Source organism: Pseudomonas sp. R3-52-08 (genome assembly GCF_003851745.1).
Taxonomy (GTDB): Bacteria; Pseudomonadota; Gammaproteobacteria; order Pseudomonadales; family Pseudomonadaceae; genus Aquipseudomonas.
On record NZ_CP027730.1, the window covers coordinates 1,634,737 to 1,651,643 of the forward strand.

Annotated in this window: 15 protein-coding genes; 6 read left to right on the forward strand and 9 right to left on the reverse strand. The window is 60.2% G+C overall.

Annotated features, from left to right (window positions below; translation table 11 throughout):
* Window positions 1–232 precede the first annotated feature (232 nt).
* The gene (locus C4J91_RS07535; protein WP_065886461.1) at window positions 233–1,135 is read left to right on the forward strand and encodes a LysR family transcriptional regulator; all 903 of its coding nucleotides are present in this window, start codon (window positions 233–235) and stop codon (window positions 1,133–1,135) included.
* Here the strand turns inward: C4J91_RS07535 and C4J91_RS07540 are convergent.
* On the reverse strand, window positions 1,127–1,885 hold the full coding sequence (locus tag C4J91_RS07540; protein ID WP_124361746.1) for a substrate-binding domain-containing protein: 759 nt from the start codon (window positions 1,883–1,885) through the stop codon (window positions 1,127–1,129). The two genes, C4J91_RS07535 and C4J91_RS07540, sit on opposite strands and share 9 nt — an antisense overlap.
* A complete protein-coding gene (locus tag C4J91_RS07545) occupies window positions 1,882–3,189 on the reverse strand; it encodes an MFS transporter (RefSeq protein ID WP_124361747.1) in 1,308 nt (435 codons plus the stop codon). The genes C4J91_RS07540 and C4J91_RS07545 overlap by 4 nt, the downstream gene beginning before the upstream one ends.
* A 455-nt stretch (window positions 3,190–3,644) precedes the next feature.
* Between C4J91_RS07545 and C4J91_RS07550 the strand changes: the two genes are divergently transcribed.
* Window positions 3,645–4,568 (forward strand): LysR substrate-binding domain-containing protein, encoded by a 924-nt coding sequence (locus tag C4J91_RS07550; protein ID WP_124361748.1) that lies wholly within the window; start codon window positions 3,645–3,647, stop codon window positions 4,566–4,568.
* Between the two features lie 82 nt (window positions 4,569–4,650).
* On the opposite strand, the gene C4J91_RS07555 is transcribed toward C4J91_RS07550, so the two are convergent.
* The 5 genes from C4J91_RS07555 to C4J91_RS07575 form a co-directional block, all read right to left on the reverse strand.
* Entirely contained in the window at window positions 4,651–5,592 is a 942-nt protein-coding gene (locus C4J91_RS07555; RefSeq protein ID WP_124361749.1) for a LysR family transcriptional regulator, read from the reverse strand.
* Window positions 5,593–5,730: 138 nt separating this feature from the next.
* Complete coding sequence (locus C4J91_RS07560; RefSeq protein ID WP_124361750.1) at window positions 5,731–6,918, reverse strand: cyanate transporter; 1,188 nt, start codon at window positions 6,916–6,918, stop codon at window positions 5,731–5,733.
* Window positions 6,919–7,009: 91 nt separating this feature from the next.
* Window positions 7,010–8,416: a saccharopine dehydrogenase NADP-binding domain-containing protein gene (locus C4J91_RS07565; protein ID WP_124361751.1), complete on the reverse strand. Its 1,407-nt coding sequence runs from the start codon at window positions 8,414–8,416 to the stop codon at window positions 7,010–7,012.
* Between the two features lie 241 nt (window positions 8,417–8,657).
* Window positions 8,658–9,272 carry an NAD(P)-dependent oxidoreductase gene (locus C4J91_RS07570; RefSeq protein ID WP_124361752.1) on the reverse strand — a complete coding sequence of 205 codons (615 nt, stop codon included), beginning with the start codon at window positions 9,270–9,272 and terminating at the stop codon, window positions 8,658–8,660.
* Window positions 9,273–9,306: 34 nt separating this feature from the next.
* Window positions 9,307–10,173, reverse strand: a complete 867-nt coding sequence (locus C4J91_RS07575) for an MBL fold metallo-hydrolase (protein ID WP_124361753.1) — start codon at window positions 10,171–10,173, stop codon at window positions 9,307–9,309.
* 105 nt (window positions 10,174–10,278) lie between these two features.
* On the opposite strand from C4J91_RS07575, the gene C4J91_RS07580 reads away from it, so the two are divergent.
* A complete protein-coding gene (locus C4J91_RS07580) occupies window positions 10,279–11,184 on the forward strand; it encodes a LysR family transcriptional regulator (RefSeq protein WP_124361754.1) in 906 nt (301 codons plus the stop codon).
* A gap of 98 nt (window positions 11,185–11,282) precedes the next feature.
* Window positions 11,283–11,459, forward strand: a complete 177-nt coding sequence (locus tag C4J91_RS27515) for a hypothetical protein (protein ID WP_164484515.1) — start codon at window positions 11,283–11,285, stop codon at window positions 11,457–11,459.
* Between the two features lie 28 nt (window positions 11,460–11,487).
* Here the strand turns inward: C4J91_RS27515 and C4J91_RS07585 are convergent, their stop codons facing one another.
* Window positions 11,488–12,366, reverse strand: a complete 879-nt coding sequence (locus tag C4J91_RS07585; RefSeq protein ID WP_124361755.1) for a helix-turn-helix domain-containing protein — start codon at window positions 12,364–12,366, stop codon at window positions 11,488–11,490.
* 187 nt (window positions 12,367–12,553) lie between these two features.
* Here C4J91_RS07585 and pobA point away from each other — a divergent pair, with 187 nt between their 5' ends.
* Entirely contained in the window at window positions 12,554–13,738 is a 1,185-nt protein-coding gene (pobA, locus tag C4J91_RS07590; RefSeq protein ID WP_177412849.1) for a 4-hydroxybenzoate 3-monooxygenase, read from the forward strand.
* 66 nt (window positions 13,739–13,804) lie between these two features.
* Window positions 13,805–15,319: an MDR family MFS transporter gene (locus tag C4J91_RS07595; RefSeq protein WP_256681667.1), complete on the forward strand. Its 1,515-nt coding sequence runs from the start codon at window positions 13,805–13,807 to the stop codon at window positions 15,317–15,319.
* A gap of 134 nt (window positions 15,320–15,453) precedes the next feature.
* Here C4J91_RS07595 and C4J91_RS07600 read toward each other — a convergent pair.
* Window positions 15,454–16,817, reverse strand: a protein-coding gene (locus C4J91_RS07600; protein WP_124361758.1) for an IS3 family transposase whose coding sequence is annotated in 2 segments (ribosomal slippage) — window positions 15,454–16,352 and window positions 16,352–16,817 — 1,365 coding nt in all. Because the reading frame shifts where the segments join, the coding sequence is not laid out codon by codon here.
* Window positions 16,818–16,907 lie beyond the last annotated feature (90 nt).

The window sequence follows — 16,907 nt, forward strand, 5'->3', positions numbered from 1 at the left end:
ATCCAGAAGTGATAGGTTTCCATGCGGTGTTGCCTCTCCCGTTGTGTAGGTCAGGCCGCAAGTATTGACCCGTTTTGGCGATTGCGTGGTCTGGGGACGCTGATAAGCTGCTGATATGTATGACTTCATATGTGTAACAGCGTTATCCCGGCCAGCCCGCCCGGCACGCATGGCATCCCACCGGCTCCCATACGATAATGCCCGCCACCCCGACCACTTTGGCCTGCCTCCCGTGATCATCAACTTCGACCTAAACGACCTCCAAGCCTTCCGCGCCGTGGTAGACAAGGGCAGTTTTCGCGGCGCTGCCGAGGCCATCCGAATCTCGCAACCCGCGCTCAGCCGGCGCATCGAAAAGCTTGAGTCAGCCCTGGATGTAAAACTGTTCGAACGCACCACGCGGCGGGTCAGCCTGACCATGGTCGGGCGGGCGTTCCTGCCCCAGGTCGAACGCATGCTCGACGACCTCGACATCGCCTTGATGGGCATCAGTAACGTCGCGTCCACGCGCATGGGCAACGTCACCATCGCCTGTGTGCCGTCCACCGCGTACTACTTCATGCCTCATGTCATCTCCGAATTCCACAAGCTGTATCCGAAGATTCGCCTGCGGGTGCTGGATGCCAGTGCCGGTGAGGTATGCAATGCGGTGGAGAGTGGCGAGGCGGATTTTGGCGTGAGTTTCAGCGGCAGCCTGGCCGATGAAGTGGAGTTCGAGTTGTTGCTGCAGGAGCGCTATGTGCTGGCCTGTCGTCGTGACCATCCGTTGGCCGCGCGTGAGAGCGTGACGTGGACCGAAGCCTACGAGCATGACTACATCACGGTGGACAAAACCTCGGGCAACCGCTTCCTGCTGGACCAGGCCCTGCGCGGCGTGCGTGTGAAAAAGCCGAGTATCTGCGAGACCCACCACGTGACTACCATGATCGGGTTGGTGGAGGCGGGGTTGGGCGTGGCGATGGTGCCGTCAATTGCGATGCCGGCGTGCGAACACCCGATCCTGGTGAGTGTGCCGCTGGTGGAACCGCAGGTGATGCGCAATGTGGGCTTGATCAAGCGCCGCGGGCGGACATTGCCGCCGGCGGCGCTGGAGTTGGAGCGGTTGGTGCGGGAGATGCCGTTTCGGTCAGCGTGACACCGAGTCCAGTCCGGTGGACTGCACCACCGGTTGGGCTTCGGGCGACGCCATGAACTGCAGCAGCGCCTTGGCCTCTTGCGGATGTTCGGCGTTTACCGGAATGCCCGCTGCAAAACGCGTAACGGACTGCACGTCCTCCGGGATTTTACCTACAAACGTCACGCCCTTGACCGGCAATAGTTCCGCCACCTGCTGCAAGCCGACTTCGTAGTCACCCTTGGCGACCTGTTCGCCCACCGGCACGCGTTCGATCATAGTGCCCTTGGCGGGCATGCCGAGCTTTTGGAACAGCTCCTTCTCGACATACACACCGCTGGCGCTGTCCGAATACGCCACTGACTTGGCCTTGCTCAGCACGGCCTTGAGTTCGGCATCGGTGCCGATCGATGGTTTGACCGCGCCTTCCTTCACCACCAAGCCAATCCGCGAATCCGCCAGTTCCACGCGGGAGGCGGGGTCGACCTTGCCTTGTTTGATCAGCTCATCCAGGGCGTAGCCGACCATGATCACCACATCGGCGTGTTCGCCACGGGCCAGGCGGTTGGGAATCGCTTCTGGCGCCTTGCCCATGGACGGGCCGAGGATGGTGTCGAGGGTGTCACCGCTGTGCTTGGCATATTGCGGGCCGAGCAATTTATACGCGGCAGTGAAACCACCGGAGGTCATCACCTTGAGTTCCTCAGCCTGGGCTGACAGCGCCAGGGCGCCGAGGACCAAGGCCGTGAGGGTTTTGAACAGCGGCTTCATTGTGCGGCCCCCTGCATGACCTGGCCACGGGCATTGGCGCGGCGATACAGCGCCAGGGTAGAACACAGGGCACACAGCGCAGCGAATATCATCCAGTAAGCCGGCGACGCTTTATCTCCGGTGATGTGAATGAACCAGGTGGAGATCGCGGGCGTGAAGCCACCGAACACCGCAGTTGCCAGGCTGTAGGCCAGGGAGAAACCTGCGACGCGCACTTCTACCGGCATGATTTCAGTCAGCGCCGGGATCATTGCGCCGTTGTACATGCCGTAGAGGAAGGAGAACCACAGCAGGGTCTCCAACATATGCGCAAAGCTTGGCGCGTTGACCACGTAGGACAACGCCGGATAAGCCGTAAGAACGGTCAGCACCGTCATGGCGACCAGCACCGGCTTGCGGCCGAAGCGATCGCTCAGGGTGCCGCCGATCGGCAGCCAGACAAAGTTCGACACCGCCACCAGCAACGTCACCAGCAGCGCGTCGGAGGTGCTCAGCTGCAGCACGGTCTTGCCGAAGGTCGGTGCATACACGGTGATCAGGTAGAACGCGGTCGTGGTCATGGCCACCATCAGCATGCCGCCAATCACCACGGTCCAGTTTTTCACCAGGGTGGCCATCACTTCACGCATGGTCGGGCGGTGCTTGCGGTTGGCGAACTCTTCGGTCTCCTGCAGGTTGCGCCGCAGCACGAAGATAAACGGAATGATCACACAACCGACGGCGAACGGAATGCGCCAGCCCCAGTCGGCGACGACGGCCGGCTCCATCCATACGTTCAAGCCATAGCCCAGTGCGGCGGCGACCACAATCGAGATCTGCTGGCTGCCCGACTGCCAGCTGGTATAGAAGCCCTTGCGGCCCGGGGTGGCCATCTCGGAAAGGTACACCGACACACCGCCCAATTCCGCGCCGGCCGAGAAGCCCTGCAGCAAACGACCCAGCAGCACCAGCAACGGTGCCCACAGGCCAATGGTGTGATAACCGGGCACCAGCACGATCAACAGCGTGCCGCTGGCCATGATCGACAGGGTCACGATCAAGCCTTTGCGCCGACCCACGTCATCGATATAGGCACCCAGGATGATCGCGCCCAACGGCCGCATCAGGAAGCCTGCACCGAACACGGCGAAGGTCATCATTAATGATGCAAATTCATTGGCGGCGGGGAAGAAGGCAGCGGCGATGTAGGTGGCGTAGAAACCGAACAGAAAGAAATCGAACTGTTCGAGAAAGTTGCCCGAAGTAACGCGCAGTACGGCGCCTACTTTCGAGGAAGCAGCCGCAGGCCGGGAAGGGCTAGTCATGGTTTTGTGTCTCCAGCGTTCTTTTTAAAGTGCTTGTTTCGCTTAAGACTTGGGATAGTGGCTGACACATTTAGAAATGATAAGTGACAAATTTGGATAGATTGATGCGTCTTGGCTATCAATCGAAAGAGCCGTCGGAATTGTCGGTCCTGTTCTACGCTTGAAGCTGGGTTCAATGCTTATGAATGGGAGGTGGCTATGGTTGACGAACACAAACAGCACAATGAGTCGGAGCGTGAACAGCCTCGGCAACGACCTGAGGAAGAAAAACCGCAAACCTGGAAGCATCCCGACGATGGGACTGAGCTTTCAGAGCGGGATCAGGAATTTCCTTTGAAACCTTGATGTCGGGGACGACGCGAGCCAACTCTGGAAACCCGATGCGTCGACCGACATAGACGCCGCCCCGTTGCCTTTCTAAACTGCGGCTTGTCTTGGGGAAGGGGCAGGCGCCGATGAATCGCAATGAATTACGCAAGGCCGATATCAACCTGATGGTGGTCTTCGAAGCGCTGATGCTCGAGCGCAACGTGACCCGGGTGGCGGAGAAGCTGTTTCTCGGCCAGCCGACCATCAGCTCGGCCCTCAATCGTCTGCGCACTTTGTTCAATGACCCGTTGTTCATTCGCGTCGGCCACCGCATGGAGCCCACCGCACGCGCCGAAGAAATCATCCAGCACTTGTCACCGGCCTTGGATTCGCTGTCGTCGGCCCTGAGCCTGACCCATGATTTCGACCCGTCCATCAGCACCATGACCTTTCGTATCGGCCTGTCCGATGACGTTGAATTCGGCCTGCTGCCGCCGTTGCTGCGGGCTCTGCGGCAGGAGGCGCCGCAGGTGGTGTTCGTGGTACAGCATGTGGATTACTGGCGCATTCCCGACCTGCTGGCCTCCGGCGATATCACCGTCGGCATCACCCAGACCCGCGGCCTGCCGGCGAATGCCAAGCGTAAACTGTTGCGGCATATCCGGCCTTGCCTGTTGCGCGCCGATGCATCCGACACACCGCTGACCCTCGACGAATATTGCGCACGGCCCCATGTGCTGGTGTCCCACACCGCCAACGTGGCCGGGTTTGCCGATGAATGGCTGGCGGAGATCGGCCGCAAGCGGCACGTGGTGCTGTCGGTGCCGCAATACAGCTCGCTACCGGCGCTGCTCGCCGGCACCGATATGATCGCCAGCCTGCCGGACTACACGGCCCAGGCCATGGCCGCCGGCGGGAACCTGTTCTGCGAGGCGTTTCCATTTGAAACGCCGACCCTGGACTTGTCGATGGTCTGGCTCAGCCACGTCGACACCGACCCGGCAGAACGCTGGATGCGCTCGCGGCTGGAGGCGTTCATGAGTGATCGAGGGCTCGGCGTCCAAGTCTGATTCACCGTTTCGCAAAGAAGCCGCAGGGAGTGACAAGCTGCAAGCGCCAAGCTGACAGCCACCCCGGCACCTCTTGCCGCTTTTAACTTGCCGCTTGTAGCTGCTCCTCACACACCTTCACCACTTGCTCGCGAAACCAGGTATTGGCGTTGTCCTGTTCGCTGGTTTCATTCCACTGCATATCCAGGGTGAAGCCCGGCAGACCATTCGGCGCTTCGCAAAACCCGTACGCCGGGGTTGACGCCAGCAGCTTTTGCACGCGGCGGGGCAGGGTCACGATGAAGTCGGTGCCGCTGATCATCTTCAACGCCGCGCTGTAGCTGTTGGCCCGCGCGATCACCTGGCGTTTGTGGGCCTGGCGCGCCAGCCAGCCGTCGATCATGTTGGTGTCGGACGTCCAGGGCGTGGGAAATACGTGGCGCCGCTCGACGAAGGCCTGCAGGCCGAATGCCGGTTCCCGGGGCGCCGCGCGTTTATCGAAGACGCATACCAGGTCATCTTCGAGCAGCATTTGGGTCTTGAAGTCTTTATGCGCACGGTGAAAATTCGGGCCGAAACAGATCACCAGGTCGAGGCGGCCTTCGCGCAAGTCGTCGGCGGGAATCTCGGCTTCCAGCTTGCGCACGTTGACGATCACCGGCAGGTCGGCGCGGTCGAAGTTTTTCAGCAGGCGCGGCAGGATCAGCTGTTCGAAGTATTCCGGGGCGCACACATTGAAGGTCACGGCCTTGCGGGTCGGGTCGAAGGCCTGGCCCCCGGCGTGGCACAGGTTGATGCTTTCGAGGATTTTCTGCACATGGCCGTACATCGTGGTGGCCTTGAATGTCGGACGCATGCCCGCGCGGGTGTTGATAAACAGCTCGTCTTCGAAACTGGTGCGCAGTTTCTTCAGGCTGTAGCTCACAGTGGATTGGCTGACGAACAGCGTTTCGGACACGTCGGTAACGCTGCTCTGGTCGTAGACAGCGATAAACACCATCAAGTCCTGCATATCGAGCTTTCTGAGCAAGTTACTGTTTAGCATCGGTTCCGTCCGTAAAACCCTTTGTACCGAACTCAGTACAAGACTGCGCAAAATGTTAACGGAACGCTCGTACCAATAGAAAGCTCTGTAGGACTCTTCTATGTTTTGGGTGGGACAAAAAGTGTTTACAACACGACCTCAGCGGATATGCCGCGCGTAATGCGCGGGATTGAAGCGCATGACCATCAGCAGCATCACCACCACCACGGCCGTCAATGACCACCAGGCCCATTCGAAGCTGCCCAATTGGTCGCGGATCATCCCGGCGATCAGCGGCGAGAGGCCGGCGATCAGGTAGCCGACGCCCTGCACGAACGCGGTCAGGCCACCGGCACGGCGCGGATTGTCGAGGTGGTCGAGGGACAGGATCAGACTCATCGGAAACAGGCCGCCGATTCCCAGGCCGAGCAGGCACGGCCACACCAGGCTCAGGTGCTGCGGGCTGAGGATCAGGCCGCAGAAACCGATGATGATCAGCACCAGCAAGACCGCGACCACGCCGCGTTTATCCCGGCGGCGATTGGCGATGGCGGGGGTCGCCAGGCCGGAGACGACCTCCATGGCGGTCAGCAGACCCAGCAGCAAACCGGCCTGCTGTTCGCTCCAGCCCTGCTCGACGTAATACGGTGCCAGCCACGCCAGCACACAGGTGTAGCACGCCGTGCCGAGGCCGAAAAACAGCGCCAGCAACCAGGCCCGGCGATTGCCGAAAAACGACGCCTGCGAGCCGCTGTCAACGTGAGGCATAGGCGGCAACGCCGAGCGCTGGGCGTACCAGAACACCAGCCCCAGCAGCGCCAGCCCTGCCCATATCGCAAGACCCATGCGCCAACTGCCGGTGTGCACTTGCACAAAGGGCGCAAACGAGGCGGCCAGTGCCGCGCCGCCCATGATCGCGGTGACATACAGGCCCATGAACAACGAAACGTCAGCGCTGAAGCGCGACTTGATCAGCGCCGGCATCAATGCCTGGATCAGCGCGATCCCGATGCCTGCAGCAATGGCGCTGACAATCAGCTCCAGCGCCGAATCCAGCCACAGCCGCGACACTGTCGCCACGCCGATCACCAGCAACGACACCACGATACTGCGGTGTTCGCCAAAGCGCCTGGCCAGGCCCATGCCAAAGAACATCGCCAGGCCCATGCCCATCACCGGCAGCATGGTCAGCAAGGCCGCGCTGCTGAAATTCAGCGGCACCTCAGCGCGAATCGACGACAACAAAGGCCCCACGGCCGCCATCGACGGGCGCAGGTTGAGGGCGACCAGCACCACACTGATCATCAGCCACACGGCGGTGGTGGGTTTTGCCTGAACGTTTTCCATGGGCCTGCCTTGAATGAACCAGGGCGAATCAGGCCACGGGTGGGCGAGGGCAGGCAAATGAGAAAGTCGTTGGGGCTATTGAAAAAATGCTTTATGCCCCAGCGAATTGCGCAAATTGCCACGGGTATTGAATGTCGTCGCGTTTGTCCTGTGCGCTCGTATGGGTCGGCCGCCAGTCGGTTCGCTGCGCAACCACACGCCCGAGGTAGGGGGCGGCCGTGTCGAGGATAGGCGTATGGTCCATATCCTCGGCCTCGACGATACCCCGGTCAGGATTGCGCACCGCCCAGACCATTCCTGCGAACACCCCTGCGGCGACCTGCAGGCTGGTGGCCGTATTGAACGGCACTAGAACCCGCGCCTGGTCAACCGACAGCATCGAGCCAAACCAATAGGCATTCAAGGCATGTCCCATGAGCAATACCCCGAGCGCATCGATCCCGCCGTCGGCAACTTCACTCCCCATCACCCGTTTGCTGCGCGGAGGCGCCCAGTCGTTACCGATCAACTCGTTGATCGACAACAGTGCGTCGTCGCAGCAGCGGTAGGCATAGTGCAGCGTGGGGCGATAAATCACCTCGTCGTGTTCGCGTAGCGTCAGGTAATCGGCCAATGAGCAGGTTTCATGGTGGGTAATCAGCAGGCCCAGGCAGCTGCCCGCCACGGGTGTCCAGGTTCTGACGGGCACGGTGGCGCTGGGGTGATCCAGATAGATCGCGTTTTTCGCCCCGGTACGATGGCGTCGTGCGTCTTTGCGCCAGTGTCGTTCATGGGTGCCCCACGCCAACTCTGCTGGCTGCCCGGCCTCGCTGATAAAACCGTCGACCGACCAGGTATTGATGAACTCTCCAGCTTGTCTGGGCTGGGTGGAGCGTTGCGTATCGTGCTCGGCGATATGCACCACCTTGACCCCCATCTGCATCGCCAGGCGCGCCCACTGCACTTGGCCGTCAGCGAGGGGCGCCGGGTGCTTCAACTCGTCAGCCAATCGCATCAGGCCGGCCTTGAGCAAGTGTGAAATCAAGCCCGGGTTGGCGCCATGGGCGACCACCGCCGTAGGCCCCTTGCCGAGCCTGTTGCGCAGCGTGAGCATTTGCTGGCGCAAGGCGTAGTTGGTGCGTTGGGCGCTGGACAGTGCCGGGTCGATATAACCGCCAGCCCAGGGTTCGATACAGGTGTCGAGGTACAACACGCCTGCATGGGCGGCGTAAGTCATCAGGGCGATGGAGCTGACGTCCACGGATAAATTGAGCAGGAAGTCGCCGCGGTCGACATATCGGTCAAGCAAGGCTTCGTAGTTGTCTTCGTCCAGGTGCGCTTGGATAAAGATGATGTTGTTGGCTTCAAACCATGAAGTTTGCTCAAGCACGGGCGCAATCACAGTGATGGTGCGCAGGATCAGCGTTTCTTGTTGTAGCAAAAGCGGCAACGTGGCTTTGGCGATCGAGCCAAAGCCAATCACCACGAGATTGCCGGAAAATATCGATAACTTAGCCATGCAGCCTCCTTGTGCATCAACACGGTGCATGGCTTGAATGTTACGGCGTTGTACCCAGGCGTCTACTGGCAGAATTAACAGGCTGGTTGAAGTGGTCCACAGCTCAAAATAGTCTCCTGCATCCACAGCCGCTGATGGATTGGCTGCACACATGCGGGAGGTGGCTTGCCCTAATGCCACTGTAGGAGCGAGGCGCCCGCCTCGCTCCTACATTGGACTACTTTCGCTTAATTGACGGGTGTCAGTAGCCAACGGTGAAGCGTTTGCGCGAGTGCTTGGGGGTTTCCACTTCATCGAGCATGGCAATGGCGTAGTCGGCGAAACTGATCGAGCTTGTCCCGTCAGTGTTGACCAGCAGATCATCCTGGCCCAGGCGGAATTTACCGGTGCGCTCGGTTCCATCGAACAGGGCCGACGGCGACAGGAAGGTCCAATCCAATTCCTTTTCCTGACGCAGCGCTTCCAGGAACTCAGCCCCCGCACTGGCTTCAGTTTTGTATTCTGCCGGGAAGCCCGGGCTGTCGATCACCCGGCTGCCGTCCGGCAGCAGCAGCGAGCCGGCGCCACCCACCACCAACAGGCGTTTGACCCCGGCCTTCTTGACCGGGCCGATCACGGCGCTGGCAGGCAAGGTGGCAAAGTGCGCCGCACTGATCACCACATCGCTGCCGCTTACGGCCTGTTGCAGGGCATCGGCGTCCAGGGCATCGACGCGTTTGACCGTGATGCCAGGGCGTACGGCCAGTTTGTCGGTATTGCGCGCGATGGCAGTGACGGTATGGCCACGGCGCAGCGCTTCTTCCAGCAGTTGGCTACCGGCACGGCCGGTGGCACCAATGATTGCGATCTTGCTCATGACGTTCTCCAGTCAGGTCAGGGTTTAAAACCAATTACCACTTCATTTCGCCCTTGGCGACTTTGGCGCTCAACTGCAGCGAGCTTTCGTCGGCGAGGGTCGGGTAGCGCTTTTTCATCGCCGCGATCAGGGCGGCAGAATCCTTGGCCTTGGCGGTTTCGATGTCGAAGGCCTTGATGTAGTCGGCGGTGAAGGTGACTGAGGCAGGCGATGGAGTACCCAGGTAGTGGCCCGGAATCACGGTGGTCGGCTTCAAGTCTTCAATACGTTGCAGAGTGGCCAGCCAATCCTTGTGGGACTGCGGGGTCTGGGTGTCAGCCATCCACAGGTGAATGTTTTGCGCGACCACCACGCCGCCGACCACGGCCTTGATCGACGGAATCCACACAAAACTGCGATCCGGCTGCGGGCCGTCCAGGCCGATGACTTCCAGTGACTGGCCTTCCAATGTCAGGCTGTGGCCTTCGAGCACCTGTGGCACGAGGGTCTTGGCCGGTTTGTCGGCGCCCATTTTCGGGCCCCAGAACGCCAGTTTGGCGGCGACGGTGGCGTTGATATGGTCGACCACCGGTTGGGGCGCCAGCACTTTCGCCTCGGGGAATGCGGCGGTGAGCGTGTCGAGGCCGAAGTAGTAGTCCGGGTCGCCGTGGCTGATGTAGATGGTGGTCAGGTGTTTGCCGCTGGCGCGGATGTTCTGCACCAGTTGCTCGGCCTGGCCCTTGCCGAATTGTGCGTCCACTAGGATCGCGTCCTTGGCACCGCTGACCAGCACCGAGCTGACCGGGAAAATCGCGGCTTCGCCGGGGTTGTATACCTCGAGTTTCAACTCTGCCGCCAGTGCGTGGGCGCTGAAGGCCAGGGCGGCGGTCGCCAGGGTCAAGCGTTTGAAGGTCGAGAACATCGGGCAGCTCCTGCCATCGGTAAGGGATGCGCAGAGCTTAGTTGCATAAAACATCACAAAAAATGCGATGCTGAGACATAGTTTGTTTCTGAAATCGGGCAAATCATGGATCGTTTTCAAGCAATGCGCGTGTTTGTCAGCGTGGTGGACCTGGGCAGTCAATCTGCCGCCGCCGATCATCTGGACCTGTCGCGCCCAGTGGTCTCGCGCTATCTGGCCGAGCTGGAAGATTGGGTCGGCGCGCGCCTGCTGCACCGCACCACGCGCAAGCTCAGTCTCACGGCTGCCGGCAGTGAAACCCTGCCGCGTTGTCGGCAATTGCTGGAACTGTGCGCTGATATGCAGGCCGCCGTCAGCGAGCCCGATGAGACCCCGCGGGGCCTGCTGCGCTTGAGTGTCAGCACCTCGTTCGGCCAGGCGCAGTTGGGCGCGGCCATTGCCGAGTACGTCAAACGCTACCCGTTGGTGACGGTCGACCTGCAGATGCTGGATCGCACGGTGAACCTGGTGGATGAGCGCATCGACCTGGCGATCCGCACCAGCAACGACCTGGACCCGAACCTGATCGCCCGGCGCCTGACCGTATGCCGCTCGGTTGTGTGCGCCACGCCGGCTTATCTGCAGGTGCATCCGGCGCCGCAGAAAGTCGAAGACCTGGCCCGGCACAACTGCCTGACCCACTCCTACTTCGGCAAGAACCTGTGGCATTTCGAGGAAAACGGCGAGCATGTGTCGGTGCCCGTACACGGCAATATCACCGCCAACGAGGCCAGTACGTTATTGCGTGTCACGCTGGCTGGGGCTGGGGTGGCGATGCTTCCCAGCTATCAGGCCGGCGACCTGATCCGCAGTGGTGAACTGGTGCGCTTGCTGCCGGAGGCTGAGCCACGGCAGATGAATATCTATGCGGTGTACGCCTCGCGCAAGCACATGCCCTCGGCGTTGCGCAGCCTGCTGGATTTTCTGGTGTTGCGGTTTCCCGAGGCGCCTGCTTGGGATGTCGGTCTCTGAGGCGACATAAACGGGCTGAATGGCCTGCAATCATGGCAACTTGCCCGGACTGACCTATGCTTTAAACAGCACCGTATAGATCTGTTCAGAGGTGTGTCATGAGTATTAAAACCAGAAAGTACCTGATGATTTTCAGCCTGTGCGCATTGGCTACCGCGCTGTACGGGACGGCCGCGTATCGCGTGGAACAGACGCGGATGCAGCCCACCTTTGCAATCAGTTGCCATCAGGACATGTGTGTGCCCCGCAGCGGCAGTTTCAGTGCCTTGCGTTGATGCCGGACACGCTGCACGCCGCCGATGTTTAATGCTGCGGGCTATCGGCCTTCAGCTGCTCGCGAAACGCTTTGGGTGAGAATCCGACCCTGCGGCGGAACAAGCGTGAGAAGTTGGTCGGGTCGGAAAACCCCAGCACTTCCGACATTTCATTGATCGTCATGCTGGTGTAAGTGAGCAGGCGCTTGGCCTCCAGCAACTGGCGGTCATGCATGATCTGCAAGGCTGGCTGCCCGCCCAACTCCCGACACGTCCCATTCAAGTGTGAGACCGAGATGCCCAACTTGTGGGCCAGGTCTTCAATCTTGGGGTGTTCGCGGTAATGCTGTTCGACCAACTGGGTGAAGCGTCGGAAATATTCACGGCTGCGTGGCACCCTGGGGTGGCGGCGCTGGATCGCCTGGCGGCTGACCCACACCAGCAGCACGCTGACCAGGGCGTGCATCATCATGTCGCGTGCCGGTTGATCGTCGGCGTACTCGTCCTGCAAACGGGTGAACAGGTTGTTGAGGTAATCACTGTCCTTGCCCGCCGGGTAGTTGCCCAGGGCGTGCAGGCCATCGACCGTGCTGCCCAGTTGCGCCTGCAAGTGGCTGACCAGGGGCGCCGACAGGGTCACCACGTAACCTTCGACATCTTCGGAAAAACGAAAACCGTGCACACACAGCGGCGGCAGTACCTGCAGGCTCGCTTCGTTGAGGGTGGTGCGCTGGCCTTCGATTTCCAGGTGTGCCTGGCCTTTGTGCACGTACAGCAGCTGGCAGAGATCCGCGTGCCGGTGGGGTTGGATTTCCCACTGGTATTCCCGACTGCGCCGGGAAATGGTTTCGCAGTGCAACAAATCGGGGGTCGGCCACTGTTGGCTTTCCCCGTAAAGCTTGAAGACCGGAATCGCGGTGTTGGTCATGGTTTCAATCCGATACTCAGGAAGTGGTCGGTAATCGCCCCGATTGGCAAAAAGCGCAGGCTTTGAAACAGTTTTCACCTTCTTATGCTGCTCGCTCAAGTGAAAAATGTCAGCCACACGTCCACTGACAACTCTTTCACTCGTTCGGTTCGGGTGAAGCCTGCAGGCCATAAGAATAATGAAAACGCTGAAAACCCAAGTCGCTATTATTGGCGCCGGTCCTTCCGGACTGCTGCTCGGCCAGTTGCTGCACAATGCTGGCATCCAGACCCTGATCCTAGAGCGCCAGGCCGCCGATTACGTGCAAGGCCGCATCCGCGCCGGGGTGCTGGAGCAAGGCATGGTCGACCTGCTGCGCGAGGCCGGTGTCAGCCGACGTATGGACGCCGAGGGCCTGGTGCATGACGGTTTCGCCTTGGCGCGCGATGGCCGACTCACCCACATCGACCTCAAGACCCTGACCGGCGGCCAGTCGGTGATGATCTACGGCCAGACCGAAGTCACCCGCGACCTCATGGCCGCCCGTGCAGCAGCCGGCGCCATGACCTTGTATGAAGCCTCGAACGTACAACCCCATGACCTGAAAAGTGAGCGTCCCTGGCTGACCTTCGAGCATCAGGGCCAGGCCTTTCGTCTGGAGTGCGATTACATCGCCGGTTGTGATGGCTTTCACGGCGTGGCCCGTCAGTCGATTCCGCCCGAAGCGCTGCAGGTGTTCGAGCGCGTCTACCCGTTCGGCTGGCTGGGCATGCTTGTTGATACGCCGCCGGTGCACCCGGAGCTGGTGTACGCCAAGCACCCCCGTGGCTTTGCGCTGTGCAGCATGCGTTCGCCGACCCGCAGCCGTTACTACTTGCAAGTGCCCGCGCAGGAGCCTTTGGCCGACTGGTCGGACGAGCGCTTCTGGGATGAGCTGAAAACCCGCCTGCCCGCCGACCTGGCTGAACGATTGGTCACCGGGCCGTCCCTTGAAAAAAGCATCGCACCGCTGCGCAGCTTCGTGGTGGAGCCGATGCAGTACGGGCGCCTGTTCCTGCTCGGCGATGCCGCGCACATCGTGCCGCCCACCGGCGCCAAGGGCTTGAACCTGGCGGCCAGTGATGTGAACACCTTGTTTCGGATCTTGCTCAAGGTCTATCGCGAAGGGCGCGTGGAGTTGCTCGAGCGGTACTCCGCCATCTGCCTGCGGCGGGTGTGGAAGGCCGAACGGTTTTCCTGGTGGATGACCTCGATGCTGCATCAATTTCCCGAGGCGGACGGCTTCAGCCAGCGCATTGCCGAGAGCGAGCTGGATTACTTCATTAACTCCGAGGCGGGGCGCAAGACCATCGCGGAAAATTACGTCGGGCTTCCTTACGAAGCTATCGAATAGCCTGCTATCGTATTCGGCATTCCCGCAAGCTGCCATTGCCTGCGGGCCCTGCTCGAAGGTTCTGCCGTGACTGCTCTCAATCCGCCCACTCCAACCGTTCCCGCCGTGCGCAGCATCCTCGCCGCGCTGATGCTGGCGATCTTTCTCGGCGCGCTGGACCAGACCATCGTCGCCGTGTCGATGCCGGCCATTTCTGCGCAATTTCATGACGTCAACCTGCTGGCCTGGGTGATCTCCGGCTACATGGTGGCGATGACGGTGGCGGTGCCGATCTACGGCAAACTCGGCGACCTGTATGGGCGGCGGCCGATGATGTTGATCGGCATGGGCCTGTTCACCGTCGCCTCGCTGTTCTGTGGCATGGCGCAAAGCATGGAGCAACTGGTGCTGGCGCGGGTTCTCCAGGGCATCGGTGCCGGCGGGATGGTCTCGGTGAGCCAGGCGATCATCGGCGACATCATCCCGCCCCGCGAGCGTGGGCGTTACCAGGGCTACTTCAGCAGCATGTATGCAGTAGCCAGCGTCGCCGGGCCGGTGTTGGGCGGCTATATGACCCAATACCTGTCCTGGCGCTGGGTGTTCCTGATCAACCTGCCGTTGGGCGCAGTTGCCTGGTACGTGGCCCATCGCACCCTCGTGGGGTTGCCGGTGCCGCAACGCAAGCCGATCATCGATTACCTCGGCACCGTGCTGATGATCATCGGCTTGACCGCTTTGTTGCTCGGTATCACGCAAATCGGCCAGGGCCATGCCTGGCGTGACGATCAAGTGCTCGGGCTGCTGGCCTGTGCGCTGTTGGCGTTGAGCGTGTTCGTATGGCATGAACGCCGCGCGCCGGAGCCGTTGTTGCCCATGCACCTGTTCGTCAACCGCAGCGCGGTGTTGTGCTGGTGCACGATTTTCATCACCAGCTTCCAGGCGATTTCCCTGACCGTGCTGATGCCGCTGCGTTACCAGACCGTGACCGGCGCCGGTGCCGACAGCGCGGCCCTGCACCTGCTGCCCCTGGCGATGGGGTTGCCGATGGGCGCCTATTTCGCCGGGCGTAGGACTTCGGTGACGGGCCGCTATAAACCGATGATCCTCAGTGGCGCGGTGTTGAGCCCCCTGGCGATTTTCGGCATGGCCTACAGCGCGCCTGAGGCAGTCGGGCTGACGTCATTGTTCATGCTGCTGTGCGGGATTGCTGCGGGGATGCAGTTTCCGACGTCGCTGGTGGGGACGCAGAATTCGGTGGAGCAGCGTGATATTGGCGTGGCGACAAGTACGACTAACCTGTTCCGCTCCCTGGGTGGGGCGGTGGGGGTGGCGTGTATGTCGGCGTTGCTGTTGGCGTTGTTGCAGGATGGGAGTTTTGTTCATTTGGCCAGTGGTGCGTTGGTGGGCGAGGGGGGCTCTGGCAATGTGCTGCTTGATGGGCTTAACGCTGCGCCTGGGGCGGCGCGGGATGCGTTGCGGGGGGAGTTGGCGGTGACGTTTCGGCATTTGTTGATGGTGAGTGCGGGGGTGTCGTTGTTGGGGTTGGCGGCGGCGGTGGGGATGCCGGATCGGGTGTTGCGGGGGCTTGGGGATAAGCGCTGAGGGGTTGGGGGCGTGGCGGCCTCTGGGCCGACCAGGTCGTTGGGGGTGACTGAGTACATATCCGTTATTTAGGTAACGGCGGCTTATGGTTCCGCTCTTACATGAACTGCCCCCCAAAAGTTGGACGGGAGACGCTATTGATTTAGTGCCTGGGTCCGAAACTGTACCGGACTCAAGCCATTCAGTCTGAGGCTTATGCGGTCTTGGTTGTAGTAGGCGATGTAATCCTCTATGCCTGATGCCAGCTGCTCCACACTCTCAAATGATTCCAGATAGAAAAACTCGCTCTTGAGCGTGCCGAAAAAGCTTTCCATGGCGGCATTGTCCAAGCAATTACCCTTGCGAGACATGCTCTGCTCGATGCCCTTTTCGGCCAGCATGTGTCGGTAGGTAGGCTGTCTGTACTGCCAACCCTGGTCAGAGTGCAGTATTGGTTTTTCATCTCGACTCAGTCGCCCGAAGGCTTTTTCCAGCATCATCGAAACCATACTGAATTCGGGACGTCGGTTGATCTGGTAAGCCAGGATCTCGCCGTTGTACAAATCCATGAGAGGCGAGAGAAACAGCTTTTGCCCGTTCACCTTGAACTCCGTCACGTCGGTTGTCCATTTCTGGTTAGGGGCTTCTGCCTTGAATTCTCGCTTTAGCAGATCGGGCGCAACAAGCCCTTCAGCACCTCGGTAAGAACGATATTTCTTCACTTTGACCAGCGACTTGAGGCCCATCATCTGCATCAGCCGGTGCACCTTCTTGTGATTGATCAACTCACCACTGTTTCCAAGGGTCACGGTAATGCGGCGGTAGCCGTAACGCCCCTTATGCCCGTGATAGACGCTGCGGATGCGATCTTTAAGGTCGGCATGCTTGTCGGTTAGCAGTGTTTTGCTTTGGTAATAGAAGGTGCTGCGTGCAAGTCCCGCAGCACGTAGCAACAGAGCAAGTGGATGCTCATGCCTCAATCCTTGGACGACCTGCGTTTTTTTAGCTGCGCAGTACGGGGATCCGCTTGGATTAAGGCATCGAGCTTTTTTAGATAGGCATTCTCCGCGCGCAGATAGGCCAGTTCTGCGAGCATTTGTTCAGGGGTCAGTCCTGCGTCCGCAGGAAGAGCAGGACTTGCTTTGGGTTGCCTGGAAGGTTTGCGGGGCATGCTGGGCTCTTTAAGACGATGCGGTTGTAGTGCTCTTACACCGCCTTCATCGTACAGCTTTCGCCACTGCCTGGTACTACTTGGACCACGGATATCAAACCGTATACAGGCCTGTTGGTCCGACAGTCCGTCTTGTTCGATGCACTGCAAAACCTTCAATTTAAACTGGGCATCGTAATGGCTGTACTTGGCAATCAAGCCAGAGGCGCCGTGCTTTTCAAAACCCTTGACCCAGCGCCGCAGCAGCGATGGACTCAAGCCATGCTTGAGGGCCACCTCATGAACGCTACTGGCAGACAGGCACTCTTCAATCAGTGATTGCTTGAGTGCTAGGTTGTATTTCGTCATGGAACACCCTCCCGTGGGGTCAGATGTCCAACATTCGGGGGGCAGTTCAACAGCGGGTCACTTTTGGAAGGACCCAAAAGTAACCAAAAG